This window comes from Sulfitobacter aestuarii (assembly GCF_042685005.1).
Classification (GTDB): domain Bacteria; phylum Pseudomonadota; class Alphaproteobacteria; order Rhodobacterales; family Rhodobacteraceae; genus Sulfitobacter; species Sulfitobacter aestuarii.
Genome location: NZ_JBHUMP010000001.1, coordinates 320,815 through 339,312 on the forward strand (window position 1 = coordinate 320,815; position 18,498 = coordinate 339,312).

General features: G+C 63.6%; 18 protein-coding genes. 9 read left to right on the forward strand and 9 right to left on the reverse strand.

Annotated elements, in window-relative coordinates:
- Positions 1-12: 12 nt before the first annotated feature.
- The 3 genes from ACFSUD_RS01645 to ACFSUD_RS01655 all read left to right on the forward strand — a co-directional run bounded on the left by ACFSUD_RS01645 (position 13) and on the right by ACFSUD_RS01655 (position 4,533).
- Positions 13-2,826 carry a molybdopterin oxidoreductase family protein gene (locus ACFSUD_RS01645; protein WP_386370821.1) on the forward strand — a complete coding sequence of 938 codons (2,814 nt, stop codon included), beginning with the start codon at positions 13-15 and terminating at the stop codon, positions 2,824-2,826.
- A gap of 76 nt (positions 2,827-2,902) precedes the next feature.
- The gene (locus ACFSUD_RS01650) at positions 2,903-3,661 is read left to right on the forward strand and encodes a 4Fe-4S dicluster domain-containing protein (protein ID WP_386370823.1); all 759 of its coding nucleotides are present in this window, start codon (positions 2,903-2,905) and stop codon (positions 3,659-3,661) included.
- On the forward strand, positions 3,661-4,533 hold the full coding sequence (locus ACFSUD_RS01655) for a dimethyl sulfoxide reductase anchor subunit family protein (protein ID WP_386370825.1): 873 nt from the start codon (positions 3,661-3,663) through the stop codon (positions 4,531-4,533). The genes ACFSUD_RS01650 and ACFSUD_RS01655 overlap by 1 nt, the downstream gene beginning before the upstream one ends.
- Before the next feature lie 36 nt (positions 4,534-4,569).
- Here the strand turns inward: ACFSUD_RS01655 and dapA are convergent, their stop codons facing one another.
- A complete protein-coding gene (gene dapA / locus ACFSUD_RS01660) occupies positions 4,570-5,445 on the reverse strand; it encodes a 4-hydroxy-tetrahydrodipicolinate synthase (RefSeq protein ID WP_386370827.1) in 876 nt (291 codons plus the stop codon).
- A gap of 126 nt (positions 5,446-5,571) precedes the next feature.
- Here dapA and ACFSUD_RS01665 point away from each other — a divergent pair, with 126 nt between their 5' ends.
- A complete protein-coding gene (locus ACFSUD_RS01665) occupies positions 5,572-7,545 on the forward strand; it encodes a lytic transglycosylase domain-containing protein (protein WP_386370829.1) in 1,974 nt (657 codons plus the stop codon).
- Here ACFSUD_RS01665 and ACFSUD_RS01670 read toward each other — a convergent pair.
- Positions 7,510-8,409 carry a DMT family transporter gene (locus ACFSUD_RS01670; protein WP_386370831.1) on the reverse strand — a complete coding sequence of 300 codons (900 nt, stop codon included), beginning with the start codon at positions 8,407-8,409 and terminating at the stop codon, positions 7,510-7,512. The genes ACFSUD_RS01665 and ACFSUD_RS01670 overlap by 36 nt on opposite strands.
- 2 nt (positions 8,410-8,411) lie before the next feature.
- Positions 8,412-9,095 carry a tRNA (5-methylaminomethyl-2-thiouridine)(34)-methyltransferase MnmD gene (gene mnmD / locus ACFSUD_RS01675; RefSeq protein WP_386370832.1) on the reverse strand — a complete coding sequence of 228 codons (684 nt, stop codon included), beginning with the start codon at positions 9,093-9,095 and terminating at the stop codon, positions 8,412-8,414.
- A gap of 61 nt (positions 9,096-9,156) precedes the next feature.
- Between mnmD and ACFSUD_RS01680 the strand changes: the two genes are divergently transcribed.
- Entirely contained in the window at positions 9,157-10,188 is a 1,032-nt protein-coding gene (locus ACFSUD_RS01680; protein ID WP_386370834.1) for an NAD(P)/FAD-dependent oxidoreductase, read from the forward strand.
- Here ACFSUD_RS01680 and ACFSUD_RS01685 read toward each other — a convergent pair.
- The 3 genes from ACFSUD_RS01685 to ACFSUD_RS01695 form a co-directional block, all read right to left on the reverse strand.
- Complete coding sequence (locus ACFSUD_RS01685; RefSeq protein WP_386370836.1) at positions 10,185-10,730, reverse strand: NADPH-dependent FMN reductase; 546 nt, start codon at positions 10,728-10,730, stop codon at positions 10,185-10,187. The genes ACFSUD_RS01680 and ACFSUD_RS01685 overlap by 4 nt on opposite strands.
- Before the next feature lie 103 nt (positions 10,731-10,833).
- Positions 10,834-11,511 carry an OmpA family protein gene (locus tag ACFSUD_RS01690; RefSeq protein WP_386370838.1) on the reverse strand — a complete coding sequence of 226 codons (678 nt, stop codon included), beginning with the start codon at positions 11,509-11,511 and terminating at the stop codon, positions 10,834-10,836.
- 124 nt (positions 11,512-11,635) lie between these two features.
- Positions 11,636-12,502: a methylated-DNA--[protein]-cysteine S-methyltransferase gene (locus ACFSUD_RS01695; protein WP_386370840.1), complete on the reverse strand. Its 867-nt coding sequence runs from the start codon at positions 12,500-12,502 to the stop codon at positions 11,636-11,638.
- A 125-nt stretch (positions 12,503-12,627) separates the two neighbouring features.
- On the opposite strand from ACFSUD_RS01695, the gene nth reads away from it, so the two are divergent.
- The 3 genes from nth to ACFSUD_RS01710 are packed head-to-tail and all read left to right on the forward strand — an operon-like array spanning position 12,628 to position 14,857.
- The gene (nth, locus tag ACFSUD_RS01700) at positions 12,628-13,272 is read left to right on the forward strand and encodes an endonuclease III (RefSeq protein WP_386370842.1); all 645 of its coding nucleotides are present in this window, start codon (positions 12,628-12,630) and stop codon (positions 13,270-13,272) included.
- Positions 13,269-14,258, forward strand: coding sequence for an adenosine kinase (locus ACFSUD_RS01705; RefSeq protein ID WP_386370843.1), 990 nt, complete (start codon positions 13,269-13,271; stop codon positions 14,256-14,258). The genes nth and ACFSUD_RS01705 overlap by 4 nt, the downstream gene beginning before the upstream one ends.
- Before the next feature lie 2 nt (positions 14,259-14,260).
- Positions 14,261-14,857, forward strand: coding sequence for a GNAT family N-acetyltransferase (locus tag ACFSUD_RS01710; RefSeq protein ID WP_386370845.1), 597 nt, complete (start codon positions 14,261-14,263; stop codon positions 14,855-14,857).
- On the opposite strand, the gene ACFSUD_RS01715 is transcribed toward ACFSUD_RS01710, so the two are convergent.
- From ACFSUD_RS01715 to ACFSUD_RS01725, 3 genes are read right to left on the reverse strand one after another with little or no spacing between them, the layout of a single operon-like run.
- The gene (locus tag ACFSUD_RS01715; protein WP_386370847.1) at positions 14,854-15,339 is read right to left on the reverse strand and encodes a hypothetical protein; all 486 of its coding nucleotides are present in this window, start codon (positions 15,337-15,339) and stop codon (positions 14,854-14,856) included. The two genes, ACFSUD_RS01710 and ACFSUD_RS01715, sit on opposite strands and share 4 nt — an antisense overlap.
- Positions 15,339-15,821 (reverse strand): RNA pyrophosphohydrolase, encoded by a 483-nt coding sequence (locus ACFSUD_RS01720; RefSeq protein WP_386370849.1) that lies wholly within the window; start codon positions 15,819-15,821, stop codon positions 15,339-15,341. Before ACFSUD_RS01720 ends, ACFSUD_RS01715 begins: the two co-directional genes overlap by 1 nt.
- Positions 15,818-16,228 carry a GNAT family N-acetyltransferase gene (locus tag ACFSUD_RS01725; RefSeq protein ID WP_386370851.1) on the reverse strand — a complete coding sequence of 137 codons (411 nt, stop codon included), beginning with the start codon at positions 16,226-16,228 and terminating at the stop codon, positions 15,818-15,820. The genes ACFSUD_RS01720 and ACFSUD_RS01725 overlap by 4 nt, the downstream gene beginning before the upstream one ends.
- A 171-nt stretch (positions 16,229-16,399) precedes the next feature.
- Here ACFSUD_RS01725 and ACFSUD_RS01730 point away from each other — a divergent pair, with 171 nt between their 5' ends.
- The gene (locus tag ACFSUD_RS01730; RefSeq protein WP_386370853.1) at positions 16,400-18,427 is read left to right on the forward strand and encodes an FAD-dependent oxidoreductase; all 2,028 of its coding nucleotides are present in this window, start codon (positions 16,400-16,402) and stop codon (positions 18,425-18,427) included.
- Positions 18,428-18,498 lie beyond the last annotated feature (71 nt).

The window sequence follows — 18,498 nt, forward strand, 5'->3', positions numbered from 1 at the left end:
AACGGAGCCCATATGAAGCAGCAGCCCGCGATCGACCTTTCTCCGAAAGTTTCCGACGAGCTGCGCAAGACCACCTGCTACATGTGCGCCTGCCGCTGCGGCATCAACGTGCACATGAAGGGTGGCAAGGTCGCCTATATCGAAGGCAACCGCGACCACCCGGTCAACAAGGGCGTGCTCTGCGCCAAGGGCTCCGCCGGGATCATGCAGCACAACGCGCCTTCGCGGCTGCGCGCGCCGCTCAAACGGGTCGGCGCGCGCGGCTCCGGTGAATTCGAGGAGATCAGCTGGGACGAGGCCCTCAAGATCGCCACCGACTGGCTGGCACCGATCCGCGAGAGCGATCCGTCGAAGCTTGCGTTCTTCACCGGCCGCGACCAGAGCCAGAGCTTCACCAGCCTATGGGCGCAGGCCTATGGCACGCCCAATTATGCGGCCCATGGTGGCTTCTGCTCGGTCAACATGGCCACCGCCGGGATCTATACGATCGGCGGGGCTTTCTGGGAATTCGGGCAACCCGACTGGGACCATACCAAGCTGTTCATGCTCTTCGGCGTCGCCGAGGACCATGACAGCAACCCGATCAAGATGGGCATCGGCAAGCTCAAGGCCCGCGGTGCGCGGATCATCGGCGTCAACCCGATCCGCACCGGCTATAACGCTGTCGCCGATGATTGGGTCGGGATCACGCCGGGCACCGACGGGCTGTTCATCCTGTCGATGATCCACTGTCTGATGAAGGCGGGAAAGATCGACCTGCATTATCTGGCGCAATATACCGATGCACCGGTGCTGGTGAATTGCGATGAAAAGTCGCCCGATTTCGGCCTGTTCCTGCGCGATGACAATGGCAAGGAACTGGTCATCGACCGCAACACCGGCAGGCTCGCCGCCTTCGACAGCCCCGGCATACGCCCCGACCTTGCCGCCACCCACCGCGCCGCCGGGGTGACCCATCGACCGGTTTTCCATCAGATGGCCGAGAAATACCTGAACGAAGAATACGCTCCCGAAGCCGTCGCAGACCGTGTCGGCATCACGGCAACGCGGATCCGTGCCATCGCCGCCGAGCTGGCCCGCGTTGCTTTCGAAGAAGCTTTCGAGCTACCGCATGAATGGACCGATTTTCGCGGCGAGAAGCACCGGAGCATGACCGGCCGCCCGGTCTCCTTCCACGCCATGCGAGGCATTTCGGCCCATGCCAATGGCTTCCAGACTTGCCGCGCCCTGCATGTGCTGCAGATCATCCTCGGCAGCGTCGAAGTGCCCGGTGGCTTCCGCTTCAAACCGCCCTATCCGAAACCTGCCAAGGCGCACCCGAAACCCCATGCCGCCTGCTCGCCCTGCAGCCCGTTGAACGGCCCGCATCTGGGCTTCGTGCAGGGGCCGGAGGATCTGGCCCTGAAAGACGACGGAAGCCCGGCCCGGATCGACAAGGCCTTCACCTGGGAGAACCCGATGTCGAGCCATGGGCTCATGCATATGGTGATCTCCAACGCCCATGCCGGGGATCCCTACAAGATCGACACGCTGTTCATGTACATGGCCAACATGTCGTGGAATTCCTCGATGAACACCGGTGGCGTTATGGAGATGCTCACCGATACCGATGAAAACGGCGATTATGTGATCCCGCGAATCATCTACTCCGATGCCTATTCATCGGAAATGGTCGCCTTCGCCGACCTGATCCTGCCTGACACGACCTATCTCGAACGCCATGATTGCATTTCGCTGCTCGACCGCCCGATCTGCGAGGCAGACGCCGCGGCAGACGCGATCCGTTGGCCGGTGGTGCAGCCCTACCGGAATGTGCGCGGCTTTCAATCGGTGCTCTGCGATCTCGGCGCGCGGCTGAAGCTGCCGGGTTTCATTAACGAGGATGGCAGCGCCAAATATGCCGACTACGCCGATTACATCGTCAACCACATGCGCCGCCCCGGCATCGGCCCGCTCGCCGGTTTCCGCGGCCCCCAGGGTGATCAATCCGGTCGTGGCGATGCCCACCCCGAGCAGCTTCAGCGCTATATCGACAATGGGGGCTTCTTCGTCGAACATATTCCCGAGGGTGCCAATTACTACAAACCCTGGAACGCCGCCTATCAGGACTGGGCGGTCAAGATGGGCCTCTTCGACGCCCCCCAGCCCTACCTCTTCTCGCTCTACGTCGAACCTCTGCGTAAATTTCAGCTTGCCGCCGAAGGCCATGGAACACGCCAGCCTCCCGAACATCTGCGCCAGCGCATCAAGGATCACATGTCGCCGCTGCCGATCTGGTATGAAGCCGACCAACAGGGCAACGCGGGTTATGACATCACCGCGCTGACCCAACGCCCGATGGCGATGTATCATTCCTGGGGCGGCCAGAACGCCTGGCTACGCCAGATCCACGGTCATAACCCGCTGTATCTGCCGAGCAACCTGATGCGTGAACATGGGCTAAAGGACGACGACTGGGCCCGCGTCACCTCCCCGCATGGCGAGATCATCGTGCCGGTCAAGGGAATGGCAGCGCTGAACGAAAATACCATCTGGACCTGGAACGCCATCGGCAAGCGCAAGGGCGCCTGGGCTCTGAGACCCGACGCGCCGGAGGCGACCAGGGGTTTTCTGCTCAACCACCTGATCCACGAATTGCTGCCGCCCAAGGGCGACGGTCTTCGCTGGGCCAATTCCGACCCCATCACCGGGCAGGCCGCATGGTTCGATCTCAAGGTCCGGATCGAGAAGGCCGATGCGCCGATGGAAACGGAGCCGTCCTACTCCCCTCAGAGCTCACCGGTCGGCACCGGCCCGGGGGAAATCGCTTGGAAAATCCGCTCATGAACCGGCTTCTTCGGGACAAAAATACCTCGGGGTCCGGGGCAGCGCCCCGGTCCGGCCAGCAGCAGGGGATCCAACCATGACTGAATTGCCCGCAAGGACCGAAAGGAAACTCGGGCTGGTGATCGACCTCGACACCTGCGTCGGGTGTCATGCCTGCGTGATCTCCTGCAAAGGCTGGAACACCGAGAATTACGGCGCTCCCTTGTCGGATCAGGAGCCCTACGGTGCGGACCCATCCGGCACTTTCCTGAACCGGGTGCACAGCTATGAAATTCAGCCCGACGCAGGCGCCGCTCAGCTGGTCCATTTCCCGAAATCCTGCCTGCATTGCGAAGACGCGCCCTGCGTTACGGTCTGCCCGACCGGTGCGAGCTACAAACGGGTCGAAGACGGGATCGTGCTGGTAAACGAGAGTGACTGCATCGGCTGCGGCCTCTGTGCCTGGGCCTGCCCCTATGGTGCCCGCGAGCTGGATCAAGCCGAAGGGGTGATGAAGAAATGCACCCTCTGCGTCGACCGGATCTACAATGAGAACCTGCCCGAGCTCGACCGCATCCCCGCCTGCGTGCGGACCTGCCCCGCCGGGGCGCGGCATTTCGGCGATCTCGGCGATCCTGACAGCGCGGTCAGCCGATTGGTCGACGCCCGCGGCGGCGTCGATCTGATGCCGGAACAGGGCACTCGCCCGGTCAATAAATACCTCCCTCCCCGGGAGCGGGACCAATTGCCGGATACTGGACCGGAGTTCGATGTGCTGGCCCCTCTGCTCGCACCCGTGGCAGATCAGCCACGCGGCTTTCTCGGCTGGCTCGATCGCACTCTGGAGCGTTTCTGATGCACCCGGCGCCGTCCGTCATCTTCTTCAGCAGCTTCTCCGGCCTCGGCTTTGGCCTGCTGGTCTGGCTCGGCATCGGCCTGCCCGGTGTCACGGGTCTTACCGCCCTCGCCTTTTTCGTCATCGCCTATCTGCTCGCGGTCGGCGGGCTGATCGCCTCGACCTTCCATCTCGGACGGCCGAAACGGGCGCTCAAGGCTTTTACACAATGGAAGACCAGCTGGCTGTCACGCGAAGGCTGGTGCGCGGTGCTGGCTCTGCTGGCTATGGCGATTTACGGCGCCGGTCTGGTGTTTTTCGAGCAACGCTGGTGGCCGCTCGGGATGATCGGTGCGCTGCTGTCGCTCGCCACCGTCTTTACCACGTCAATGATCTATGCCCAGCTCAAGACCGTGCCGCGCTGGCACAGCCCGCTGACGCCGCTCAACTTCCTGTCGCTCAGCATCGCTGGCGGCGCCCTGCTGGCCGGGCAGATCACTGCCGTGATCATGTTGCTATTGCTGGCCGCAGCCCTGCAGCTCGGCGCCTGGATCATCGGGGATCGGGCGCTCTCTGCCTCGGGGACAGACATCGCCAGCGCCACGCAGCTCGGACATATCGGGAAGGTCCGCGCCTTTGAGCCGCCGCATACCGGCACCAATTACCTGTTGCGGGAATTCGTCTATGTGATCGGGCGCAAGCACAGCCTGAAGCTGCGGATCATAGCGCTTGTACTGATGTGCCTGCTGCCCGCCCTGTTGCTGCTCCTGCCGTTCAACCACTGGCTGGCAGCGATTGCGGTGCTGGCGCATGTGACGGGGGTGCTTACCGCGCGCTGGTTGTTCTTTGCCGAGGCCGAGCACGTGGTCGGGCTCTATTACGGCAAGCGTTGAGAAGGCAGGGACCGGCCCCGCCTTCCCGTATCGGGATCAGTTCATCAACCCGGCGTGGCGCATCGCGTCCTCGACCAGCAGCTTGGTCTCGTCCGACAGCCCGGTAAGCGGCAGGCGTACTTCTTCGGAACACAGGTCAAGCCGCGACATGGCGTATTTTACGCCAACCAGGCCGGGCTCGGCAAAGATCGCCTTGTGCAGCGGCATCAGCCGATCCTGGATTTCCAGCGCCTGCGCGTAATCGCCCGCGGCACAGGCCGCCTGCAGCTTGGCCGACAGCCCGGGCGCGACATTGGCGGTGACCGAGATACAACCCACGCCGCCCTGCGCGTTGAAGCCATGCGCCGTGGCATCCTCGCCGGACAGCTGGATGAAATCCTTGCCGCAGGTGATGCGCTGGTCGCTGACCCGTGCGAGGTCGCCGGTGGCGTCCTTCACCCCGACGATGCGCTCCAGCCTGGCAAGTTCGCCCATGGTCTCGGGGCTCATGTCAACGACCGAACGGCCGGGAATGTTGTAGATGATGATCGGCAATTCGCAGCAATCATGCACGGCGGTGAAATGCGCGATCAGCCCGCGTTGGGTGGGCTTGTTGTAATAGGGTGTGACCACCAGCAATGCGTCCGCACCGACTTTTTCGGCGTGCCGGGCAAGACGAATCGCCTCGACCGTGTTGTTCGACCCGGCCCCCGCGATCACCGGCGCGCGGCCCGCCACCGCCTTGACCACTTCCTCGACAACGATCTCATGTTCGCGATGCGACAGGGTCGGCGATTCGCCGGTGGTTCCCACGGGCACGAAGCCGCTGGTGCCTTCGCCGATATGCCATTCGACCAGTTTCTTGAGCGTATCCAGATCCAGCTCGCCGTTCCGAAACGGCGTGACGAGGGCAGGCATAGAGCCTTTGAACATGTGCACGCTCCTTATGTGCTGGCCGACGGGGCGCCGGACTGGATGAAATGATCTGGATCGCAACATGATTTGATTGCATCGCGCGATACCATATGTTGCATGGCTCTAGCCTCTGACCGATGGGAAATGCAAGTGATGACACGCGCCCTGAGCCTTATGCTGTTCGTTTTTGCGCTGGCCCTGCCTGCCGCTGCGGAGCGACCCCGCCCGCTCGGCTGGGCGATGGATGCGATGCGTTCGGGCAATTGGACCGCCGCCAGACAGATCGCCGCTCGTGACGGTGCGGCGGCCGCCGACGTGATCGAATGGCACCGGCTGCGCGCCGGGCGTGGCAGCTATCAGGACGTGGTGGCGTTTCTGGCCCGGCGACCGGATTGGCCCGGCGAGGAATACCTGCGCAAACGCGCCGAGCCGGAGGTAATCGAACAGGACGATGCCGCAATACTGGACTTCTTTGCCGCAGTCGCGCCGCAGACGCCACAGGCCGTGCTGGCTCATGCGACGGCCCTGCAACGCACCGGGGAAGAGGGCGAGGCGCAGGCCAACCTCGTGCTGGCCTGGCGCACGATGCCGATGAACGCCGCGTCGCAGACACGGTTCGTGGACCGGCACGGTGATCTGCTGAAGCCGCATCACGCCGCGCGGCTCGACGAGATGCTTTGGCAGCGCCAGCACAGCGAAGCGCGGCAGATGTTCGATCTGGTTGGCAAAGCGGATATTGCTCTCGCGAAGACGCGGATCGCCCTGCAGAATCTCGAAAGCGGCGTGAACGATCTGATCAACGCGCTTCCCGGCAGCAAGGCGGAGGACGCCGGGCTTCAACATGACCGTTTTGAATGGCGCCTGCGCAAGGGCCTGCGGGACGATGCCAAGGCGCTGCTGCTGGCACGTTCCACCTCGGCCGAAGCACTTGGCCAGCCCGGCGCCTGGAGCAACCGCCGACGGGCGCTGGCCCGCGCCGAGATGCGCTCCGGTGATCCCGCCACGGCATATCGTCTCGCGTCGCAGCATTTTTTGACCTCGGGTTCGGATTATGCCGATCTGGAATGGCTTTCGGGTTATATCGCCCTGCGCTTCCTGCAGGATCCGGCCGCCGCCCTGCGCCATTTCAACAATCATGACGACGCCGTGGAATCCCCCATAAGCAAGGGTCGTGCAGGCTATTGGAAGGGACGCGCGTTCGAAGCGATAGGGAATTCCACAGATGCCGCCGCGGCCTATGCACAAGCTGCGCAATACCAGAGCTCTTTCTACGGACTGCTCGCTGCGGAGCGCGGCGGCCTGCCCTTTGACGACACGCTTGCCGGGGCACCGCCGCCGCGGGATTGGCGCAACTCGCCGCTTGCCAAGGCACCGCTGTTCGAAGCCGGTCTTTTACTGCAGGCCTCCGGCGAGCTCAACGTGGCCGAGCGCTTCTGGACCCATCTTGCCGAGCAATTGATGGCGGAGGATCTTGCGCTGCTCGGACAGGCGGCAATCGATGCCGGTCAGCCGCATCTGGCAGTGATGATCGGCAAGCGCGCGGCGCAGCGCGGGCTCACCGTCGCGGCCCCCTATTATGCCTTGCATCCGCTCACCGAGCTCGATCTGCCGATGGCGCCGGAGATGACCCTCGCGATCGCAAGGCGGGAAAGCGAGTTCGATCCCCGGGTGCGCAGCGGCGTCGGGGCGCGCGGGCTGATGCAGATCATGCCGACGACTGCCAGCGCTGTGGCTGCCGATCTCGGCGTGAGCGCGCTGCACAGCACGGACCGGCTCACCGCCGATCCCGAATACAACGCCACTCTCGGCGCCAAATACCTCTCGCAGATGGCCGGGCGTTTTGTCGGCAACGTGGTGATGATGGCAGCCGCCTATAACGCCGGACCGAGCCGTCCGACGAGCTGGATGGCCCAATATGGCGATCCGCGCAAAGGCGAGATCGACATTGTCGACTGGGTCGAGATGATCCCTTTCCGCGAGACGCAGAACTACGTGATGCGGGTGACCGAAAGCCTGCCGATCTATCGCGCCCGGCTTGGGATCAACCCGTTGCCGGTACCGTTCAGCGAAGAGCTGACCGGCTCAACGCTTCACGCGTTCGCGCCAAAAGGTAAATAGCCCGGCAGCCACGATCAGCGCCGCACCGATGGCGACATTGGTGCGCAGCGTTTCGCCGAAGACGCTGATGCCGATGACCGAGACGAAGACCAGCTGCAGATAGGCGAAGGGCTGCACGGCACTCGCCTCCGCGACTTCGTAACAGCGGATCAACAGCCAATGGCCGGTCACCCCGGTGATGCAGAGGGCGCCCATAAACAGCCAGTCCGAAGCGAGCATCGGTTCCCAGAACCAGATACCGACAAGGGTCATCGCGATGGAGCCGACGATCCCGGTCCAGAAGAAACTCGTTGCGGTACTGTCCTGGCGCGCCACGTAGCGGGTCAGCAGGCCGTAGATCGCGAACATGAAGGCCGCGAGAAGCGGAATTGCCGCCGCGGGGTCGAACACGGCGAAGCCGGGTCGCAGGATGATGAGAATGCCGACAAAGCCGACCCCGATTGCCGACCAGCGCCGCCAGCCGACCTTCTCCCCCAAAACCGGCCCCGAAAGGGCTGCGACCAGCAGCGGATAGCCGGTAAACACTGCATGGGTCTCGACCAGCCCGAGCACGGTGAAGGCGACCACCATGACGCAGATCTCCGAAGCCAGCAGCAGCCCGCGGAAGATCTGTACCAGCGGCTGCGCGGTATGCGCGGCGCTGCGCACGCCCCCCGCCTTGCGCGCCGCGATGGTGATGACGAATGCCGCGAAGAACCAATAGCGGATCATCACCACCATCAGGACGTTGTATTGTTCGGCGAGATAACGCGACAACCCGTCCTGCACGGCAAAGACCATGGTCGTGGCAACCATCAGCGCGATGCCGAGCGGAATGTTGTTGGATTGGGTGCGGGGCAGCTTTGCCGGGCTTATTTCAGTCATGGTCACTCTGCTCCTTCGCGCTTGCGGGCCTTCGTCATATGCCGTTTGCGGCCGAACCCCGCACAGCGTTCCACCTCGAACCCGGCATCGGCAAGCCCGCGGCGCACGAATCCGGCGGCGGTATAGGTTGCCGCACTGCCGCCGGGCGCGGTATGCACGCCAACTTCGGCCAACAGGTCAGCAGACCATAATTCGGGGTTCTTCGCCGGGGAGAAACCGTCGAGGAACCAGGCATCGGCTCGCCCGTCCCAGGCCGGTAGAGTCGCGCGGGCATCGCCGATGATCACTTGGAGTTCGAGCCCCGGCAACGTCATCAACCCGCCCTCAGGCCGCCAGGCGTCGCGAAAGGCATCGCGCTTGCCATCGAAATCCGGGAAGGCTTCATGTGCCTTGCTCATATCCGCAGGTGCCATAGGGAAGGCCTCGAAGCTGGTAAAACGTAGAGGCCCGTCGCAGCCGGAGCGGCTCCAGGAGTCCCAGGCCAGCAACAGGTTCAGCCCGGTGCCGAAGCCCAGCTCGGCAATGTGAAAGCCGGGGACAAAGCGCGCAGGCAGGTCATTGCCCGCCAGGAACACGTGCCGGGTCTCTGCCGCTCCGTCCTGCAGCGAGAAATAGGGATCGTCGAACCGGGCCGACACCGGCACGCCGCCGTCACGCCAGAGGATCTGCGCTGTCTGGTTCTGCACGGCGGCACCTTGTAGGAATGGCTGGTCGCAGGAACACTGGGCAAGCGGACAGGGATTGGCAATGGTCGATATCACCATCAGGGGCGCAGGTATTTTTGGGCTGTCGATCGCCTGGAGTTGCGCGCAGCGCGGCGCAAGCGTGCGGATCGTCGATCCCAACGGTGCCGCTTCGGGCAGCAGTGGCGGTATCGTCGGGGCGCTGGCGCCGCATGTTCCGGAGAACTGGAACGCCAAGAAAGCCTTTCAACTTGAGAGCTTATTGATGGCGCAACGCTTCTGGACCGAGGTCGAGGCGGTCGGCGGTCTTGACGCGGGTTATGTCCGTGCCGGGCGCCTGCAGCCGATCGCCGACGAAGCCGCGCTGGTCCTCGCGCGGCAACGTGCAGAGAGCGCGGCGCAACTCTGGTATGATCAGGCGTCATGGCAGGTGCGGCGTGCCAGCGGCGCGGAATGGGAGCCGCTAAGCCCGAGCGGCTGGCTGATCGAAGATGATCTCAGCGCGCATATCCACCCACGACTCGCCTGCGCGGCGCTTGTGGCGGCGCTGCGGTGCTCGGGCGTGGAGGTGGAGGCCGAGGCGCCTGACCGGGGCCGGGTCGTCTGGGCCACCGGCACCGCCGGGCTCGAGGCTCTGAATGCCGGGCATTCCCGGCAGGTTGGCATCGGCATCAAGGGGCAGGCGGCGCTGCTGGCCCATGATGCGGGCAAGGTGCCTCAGCTGTTTGCCGGAGGCGTGCATGTGATCCCTCACGGCGATGGCACGGTCGCGGTCGGCTCGACCACGGAGCGGGAATTCACCTCCGCCGCCACAACGGACCGCCAGATCGATGCGGTGATCGAAGCGGCCCGCAAGGCGGTGCCGGTGCTGCGGCGGGCCGAGGTGATCGAGACCTGGGCAGGGCTCAGGCCCCGGGCGCGCAGCCGGGCTCCCATGCTCGGCCCCTGGCCCGGCCACGAAGGTCATTACATCGCCAACGGCGGCTTCAAGATCGGCTTTGGCATGGCCCCGAAGGTGGCGCAGGTCATGGCGGATCTGCTGCTGGAGGACAGGGACAACATCCCCGAAGGGTTCCGCGTGGAGGATTCGCTCTAGCCGCGCGCAATCTCGGCACGCAGTCCCTCCATCAATGCGGTCAGCTGCCTGACATAGATTTCCCCGGTCAGCGAACCGGTCTCGTCGAATTGCTTCGAACTGCCTGCCAGATGGATCTCCGGCCCCTGCAGGATGCGTGGCCGAAATGGCACCATGAAGCTGCGCAAGATCATCTGCGCGCGTTCACCACCGGCACGACCGGCGGCTGCGGACATGACAGCCACCGGCTTGTCCTTCCACGGATTACCCTCGACCCGGCTGATCCAGTCGAGCGCATTCTTCAACACGCCGGAAGGGCCCTTGTTGTATTCAGGCGTCGAGATCAGTACCGCGTCCGCCGTGGCAATACGTTCCGCAAGATCCTGCACCTTGTCAGGCACGCCGGTTTCGGCTTCGTCATCGGCGTCATAGAGCGGAAAGCGAATGTCGGCCTCGTGATAGCGGCAATCGCCGAACAAGCGGACCGCTTCGCGCAGCAATCTGCGGTTAGTGGCTTCTGCACGCAGAGAACCACAGATACCGATCAGGTTGACGGGGTTCATCGTCCGAACTCCTCTGGCGTCTCTCTTTAGCATGACGTGCCGGGACCGAAATGCAAGAAGCCCCGACCGGAGCCGGGGCTTCTGCCAATCATTGCCGCGATGTTCAGCGCGCGTTGGGGAGAATCACGATTTCGACCCGACGGTTCTGCGCCTTGCCCGCGGCGTTGAGGTTGCTGGCGACCGGCTGGCTTTCGCCACGACCATAGGTCTGGACGCGCGAAGCGGGCACGCCTTGGTTGATCAGCACATTGGCCACAGCCCTGGCGCGGCCCTCGGACAATTGCTGGTTATAGGACGCTTCGCCGTCACTGTCGGTGTGACCGATGACCTGAAGGGTCGAATTCTGATAGATCTGCACATTGCTGGCCAGCGCCGCCAGATCACCCTGCAACGCCGGTTGCACGGCGGTGCTATCGGTAGCGAAGAGGATGTCCTGCGGCAGGGTCACGATCAGACGGTCACCGGTGTTGGTGATCACCACGCGACTGTCCATTACGCGGCGCAGCTCGGCTTCCTGCTTGTCCAACGAATACCCGACGCCAGCGCCAAGAGCGCCACCCAGAACAGCCCCTTTCAGCGCACCCTCGGCGCGATTTCCGTCACCTTTGGAGAGCGCCCCGATCACTGCTCCGGCTCCGGCACCGATCAGCGCACCGCTCTTGGTCTTCTGGTTCGGGTCGTTCGTGTTGCCGCCGCCGCCATATTCTGCGGGATCGGTACAGGCACCCAGAGCCAGAACGCCGGTCAGCGCGGCCGCCAATGTCATTTTCGAAGAAATCATGTTTCACTGCCTTCATGTGGTTTCGGACCCCGTTCGGGCGGGGCATCTCGATGGAAACGCACTATAGTGGCGATTGGTTTCTGTAAAAGTCGCCAAAGCCGCGATTTCGGCGAAACCCCGCGCATCACGCCTCGGCGCGAGCGCTTTCATAGGCCAGCATCACCCGCTTGACAGGGAGACCCCAATGATAGCCGCCCAGCGCGCCGCTTTTACGCAGGGCGCGGTGGCAGGGGATTAGCCAGCTGACTGGGTTGCGCCCGACCGCCGTGCCTACGGCACGCACCGCCCGTGGCGCGCCGATGGCCCGGGCGATCTCGGAATAGGTGGTGACCTGTCCCGAAGGAATGGTCAGCAGGGCCTCCCAGACCTTGATCTGGAACGGCGCGCCGATGAGATAGAGCGGCGTCTTGCTGTTGCCACTCTCCTGCATGGCAAACGCGCGCATGACCCAGGGGCGCAGGATATCCGCGTCCTCGACATATTCCGCCAGCGGCCAGCGGCTGCGCAGATCGTCCATCGCCGCCGTCTCGCCGACCTCCGCGGTCAGCGCCAGCCCGCAGATACCCCTTGCCGTCCCCATCACCAGCGCGGAGCCGAAGGGGCTGTCGAAACGACCCCAGAAGATTTCGAGCCCGGCGCCCTTGCGGGCGAATTCGCCGGGGCTCATCGCTTCCCAACGCAGGAAAAGATCATGCAGCCGCCCGCTCCCCGACAAGCCGAGTGCATGGGCGGTCTCCAGCGTGGTGAAGTGATCGCGCATCAGGGTCTTGGCATGGCCGAGCATCAGATATTGCTGGTAGCGCTTGGGCGACACCCCGACCCAGCGTGAGAACAGCCGCTGGAAATGCGCGGCACTCATTCCCATCTCGTCTGCCACCTGTTCGAGCTGCAACGGGTCTTCCGCCGCGTCGATCACCGCGAGCGCACGGCGCATGACGTTGTAGTGATAGCCTTCATCGGCGGCGGCTGGGAGAGGGGCGATCTGTGTCATATGCTCAATCTAGTTGGCGCCGCGCCCCCACGCGACCCGTTTCTTGCGCGAACCGCCTTGCCGCGCCCGGATTAATCTTTGACCCCGGCTTGCCCTGCCCCGCCATTCCGCGCATATCTGCGCCCATGGCAAAACAGCTCGATTACCATGCGATCCGCGAAATTTTCAGCCGTTTCCAGGCTGCCGAACCGGAGCCGGAAGGGGAGCTGGAACATGTGAATGTCTATACCCTGCTCGTCGCCGTGGCGCTGAGCGCGCAGGCCACCGATGCCGGGGTCAACAAGGCCACGCGCAAGCTTTTCGCAATCGCCGATACGCCGCAAAAGATGCTCGACCTCGGTCTCGACGGATTGACCGGGCATATCAAGACCATCGGCCTGTTTCGCCAGAAGGCGAAGAACGTGATGAAGCTGAGCGAGATTCTCGTCGCGCAATATGACGGCGAGGTGCCGAGCAGTCGCGCCGCGCTGCAGGCGTTGCCCGGTGTCGGGCGCAAGACCGCCAACGTGGTGCTCAACATGTGGTGGGGCCAGCCCGCACAGGCGGTCGATACGCATATCTTCCGGGTCGGCAACCGCACGGGTATCGCGCCCGGCAAGACGGTGGACGCGGTCGAACGCGCCATCGAAGACAATGTCCCGGCCGATTTCCAGCGCCATGCCCACCACTGGCTGATCCTGCACGGCCGCTACACCTGCAAGGCGCGAAAACCCCTGTGCCGCACCTGCATCATCCGCGATCTATGCCCCTATGAGGACAAAACCGTATGACCCAATATGAACTGGTCGGCATCGGCAACGCCGTCGTTGACGTGATCTCCCATGCCGATGAGGCCTTCCTGCAAGAACGCGGCATCGAGAAAGGTATCATGCAACTTGTCGAGCGCGATCGCGCCGATGAGCTTTACGGTGCCATGCAGGACCGGTTGCAGACGCCCGGCGGGTCGGTCGCCAATACCATCGCCGGAGTTGGCGCGCTGGGGTTGCCGACCGCCTTCATCGGACGGGTCAGTGACGACGAACTCGGGCATTTCTACGCACAGGAGATGATCGAGGGGGGCACAGATTTCGTCAACGACCCGGTGACCGGGGACGATCTTCCGACGTCGCGCTCGATGATCTTCGTCTCCCCCGACGGGGAACGCTCGATGAACACCTATCTCGGCATTTCCACAGATCTCGGTCCTGACGACGTGCCGGACGCCGTCGCTTCCGCTGCGAAGATCATGTTCCTCGAAGGGTATCTCTTTGACAAGGATCAGGGCAAACAGGCGTTTCTCGAAGCCTCACGGCTGACCCGGGCCGCCGGTGGCATGGCGGGGATCGCGATTTCCGATCCATTCTGCGTCAACCGGCACCGCGATGACTTCCTGCGGATGATCGGTGAAGAGCTCGACTATGTCATTGGCAACGAGGCCGAGATCCGCGCGCTGTTCGAAACCGATGATCTCGAGGATGCATTGTCGCGCACGGCGGCGCTCTGTCCGCTGGTGATCTGCACCCGTTCCGGCGACGGCGTGACGCTGATCCGCGGCGAGGAACGTGTCGATGTGCCCGTCACCCGGGTCGTTCCCGTCGATGCCACCGGTGCGGGCGATCAATTTGCCGCCGGTTTCCTCTTCGGCCTGGCCACCGGGCGAGACCTTGCGACCTGCGGGCGGATGGGCAATCTCTGCGCCGCCGAGGTGATCTCCCATGTTGGACCCCGCCCCGAGCGCGACATGCTGGACGTATTCCGCAACGAAAGGCTGCTCTGATCATGCTCGCCAACGGCTATCATGACATCGAGAATGGCAAGGTGGCCATGGTGGTAACCCATCTGCAGATGCTGGCACCCGCCGAGACGCGGCAGGTGCCCGACCTGCCCGGTGTCAGCTTTCGGCACGTCACGCCGGATCTCGACTGGTTTCGCGATATCTTTACCCGCGTCGGTGCGCTCGACTGGCTCTGGTTCGGACGTCTGAGAATGTCGGACGCGGAATTATCCGCGATCATCCATGATCCGAAGGTGACCCACTACACGCTGAGCAAGGATGGCAGGGACGAAGCCCTGCTGGAGCTGGATTTCCGCCGGGAAGGCGAATGCGAGCTGGCATATTTCGGCGTGACGCCTGCCATGATCGGTAGCGGCGCGGGACGTTATCTGATGAACCAGGCGATCCGGTTGGCGTGGGAGCAGCCGATCGAGCGGTTTCACGTCCACACCTGCACGCTCGACAGCCCCCAGGCCCTGCCCTTCTACATCCGCAGCGGCTTTACCCCCTATCGACGGCAGATCGAGATCGACGACGATCCGCGGCTGAACGGCCTGCTGCCGCAAAGTGCCGCGCCGCATGTGCCGCTGATTCGGCGCTAACGCGGCGCGGGCTCGCAGTTTTCTCCGGCGAAACAGGCCTGCACCTTGCGCAACAGCGCCGGTTTCGGCGTGCTGAACAGGAATCCTCCGCAAGGGTTTGTCTCCAGCACATGGCCCTCCGGCGTCTTGCGCACAAAGGCCAGCACATCCTGCCCGGTTTCCGCAGAAGCGCACCAGGGCCCGTAGCAGGCGGCTTCCAGCGTGATATCGCGCTCGAACGGGAGCTTGAAGCCTTGCTCCGCAAGCGCCATCCCCTCCAGCCGCGCCGCGAGCCGGGTCAAGGGCGGGATGTCCTGTTGTCGGGTCAGATCGACCTTCGGCAACCGCTGGGGATCGAAGGTAAGCCGTCCATGTACCACGTGGTATATTTCTTCCGCCGCCATCGCTTCTTGATAGGTTGCCTCGAGCGAATGGGGCATGCAGGTGAGCGCCGCTGCCGGAAACGGCGCGAGGAGGGCGAACAGGGTGCTGAGCAGCCGCATCAGATATGTCCTTCGAATTCATCGAGTACCCGGGCATAGACCGCGCGTTTGAACGGCACGATCTGTCCGACCAGATCCCGCGCAGCCAGCCAGCGCCATTGCGAGAACTCGGGATGTTCGGTGGCAATGTTGATCTGATCGTCGCGGCCCGAGAAGCGCATCAGGAACCATTTCTGTTCCTGCCCGCGAAACCGGCCCTTCCAGATATTCGGCACCAGTTCGTGGGGCAGATCATAGGGCAGCCAGGTCTCGGTCTCGGCCTCGATCTTCACCAGATCGCGGCTGATTCCGGTTTCCTCTTCGAGCTCGCGGAGTGCGGCCTCGCGCGGATCCTCGCCTGGCTCGACCCCGCCCTGCGGCATCTGCCAGGCATCGGTATCGCGGTCGCGCCGCTGGCCGACAAAGACCTCTCCCGCGCCGTTGACCACCATCACCCCGACACAGGGACGATAGGGAAGTTGGGCAATCTGATCCGGAGTCATGTCAGCGTCTTCTCCATTCGGGTCCGGGTCAGATACTGCCCGCCCCGCGCTACGGTTTCCTCCGAGATAGCATGAAAGCCCCGCGCCATGAAAGCGGGCCGCGCCGTCAGACTGGCATGGGTCTCGAGACTGGTGAGCCGTCTCTGTTGGGCCAGACCTTCGAAAGCGCCCAGGAGCAGCGTGAAGACACCCTGCCGCTGCGCCTGAGGCAGAACGAAAGCCAGGTTGATATAGCCATGCTCCCGCATCGTCATGAACCCGAGCACCCGCCCCGCCCGTTCGGCGAGCATTACCTGCTGACCTGCGAGGCAGGCAGACCATTCCGGCCCGGCACAGGGCGCGCTCAGCCAGGCCCGCCGCTGGGCTTCGGTATAAGGACTTGGCCCCTCGCGGATCGCGGCGAACATCACTCGACCGAGGACAAGGTCATCGCGCGGCAACCCTCTCCGAAGCTTGAGTTCGCTCCCTCCCATATACGCTCCCCCTACGTCCCTGTCCGGTGACGCCGCGTTGTGCGTGACATCGACAATGTCATAGGGTGTTGTCAGGTCCAAACGCCGGTCCAGAAAGGCAATTCCATGTCCGATTATCCGCATATGCTCGCCCCGCTCAACCTTGGTTTCACGACGCTCAAGAACCGCGTGCTGATGGGCTCGATGCATACCGGGCTGGAAGAGACAAAGGACTGGAACCGGGTTGCGGAATTCTACGCCGAGCGGGCGCGTGGGCAGGTCGGGCTGATGGTTACGGGTGGTATCGGCCCGAACCTCGAAGGCTCCGTGTTGCCGGGCGCAGCGATGATGGTCAGCCAGCAGGATATCGACAATCACTCCGTCGTTACGGAGGGGGTCCATGCGGCGGACGGCAAGATCTGCATGCAGATCCTGCATGCCGGGCGCTATGCCTACGGGCCGAAATGCGTAGCGCCCTCGCCGCTAAAATCACCGATCTCGCCCTTTGTCCCCACCGAGCTCGACGAAGAGGGGATCGAGAAGCAGATAGCCGATATCGTTACCTGCGCCGAACGCGCGCAACAGGCCGGGTATGACGGGGTCGAGATCATGGGCTCGGAGGGCTATTTCCTCAACCAGTTCCTCGTGACCCATACCAACAAGCGCGAAGACCGCTGGGGCGGTTCCTATGAGAACCGGATGCGTCTGCCGCTGGAAGTGGTGCGCCGCACCCGCGACGCTCTCGGCCCGGAGTCGATCATCATCTATCGACTTTCGATGATCGATCTGGTGCCCAACGGCTCGACACATGAAGAAGTCGGGCAACTGGCACAGGAGATCGAGAAAGCCGGGGCAAGCATCATCAATACCGGTATCGGCTGGCATGAGGCCCGTATCCCTACCATCGCCACTTCGGTGCCGCGCGCGGCCTTCGCCTGGGTCACCAGGAAATTGATGGGCAAGGTCGGCATACCGGTCATCACGTCGAACCGGATCAATACCCCGGAGGTCGCGGAGGAGCTGCTGGCAGAGGGCTGCGCCGACATGGTGTCGCTCGCCCGTCCGATGCTGGCGGATGCCGATTTCGTCGCCAAGGCGATGGCCGGACAAGCGGCGCGGATCGCGCCCTGTATCGCCTGCAACCAGGCCTGTCTCGATCATACGTTCAGCGGCAAGATTTCCACCTGCCTCGTCAATCCCCGCGCCTGCCACGAAACGGAACTGCAAATCGCCCCGGCCGATATGGCGAAGACAATCGCGATCGTCGGCGCGGGGCCGGCAGGGCTTTCGGCCGCGATCACCGCAGCCGAGCGCGGCCATGACGTCACGCTCTTTGACCGCGCCAGCGAGATCGGCGGACAGTTGAACCTTGCCAAGCAGGTGGCGGGCAAGGAGGAGTTCTGGGGCCTCGTCGACTGGTACCGGACCATGACCGATGCGCTTGGCGTGAGGATCAGGCTCGATACCGAAGTCTCCGCCAACGATCTCACCAAGTACGACGAAATCATCATCGCCACCGGCGTTGTCCCGCGCGATCCGCAAATTCCCGGCCAGAACCGGGCGAATGTGGTGAGCTATATCGACATCCTGAACGGCAGCGCCAAGGCTGGCGAGCGCGTCGCGGTCATCGGCGCGGGCGGGATCGGTTTCGATGTCTCCGAACATCTGGTGCATGATGGCGACAGTACCACGCTCGACCTGCCGGAATGGCTGCGCGAATGGGGCGTGGCCGATCCGGCCGAACATCGCAGCGGTCTCGCTCCCGAAGGACCGCAGCCCCACCCCCCGGCACGACAGGTCACCATGCTGCAACGCAAAGCCAGCAAGCTCGGCAAGGGGTTGGGCAAGACCACCGGCTGGATTCACCGCGCTTCGCTGACAATGAATGCGGTCGAGATGATCGGCGGGGTGAATTACGAGAAGATCGACGAACACGGGCTGCATGTCACTTTCGGCGAGGCGCGTGAGACTCCGACGCTGATCCGGGCGGATACGATCGTGCTTTGCGCAGGGCAACTTTCGGATCGCTCATTGGCGGATCGCCTCGCCGAGATGGGCCGGGAATGTCATGTGATCGGCGGTGCCGATGTCGCGGCCGAACTCGACGCCAAGCGCGCGATCAATCAGGGCACACGGCTTGCTGCCGCACTGTGATTCGGCCGCCGTCAGCCCCTTCTGACCGGATTGTCACGGCGCCGGGTTCGGTGCAGTCTGCGCGCGGGTTA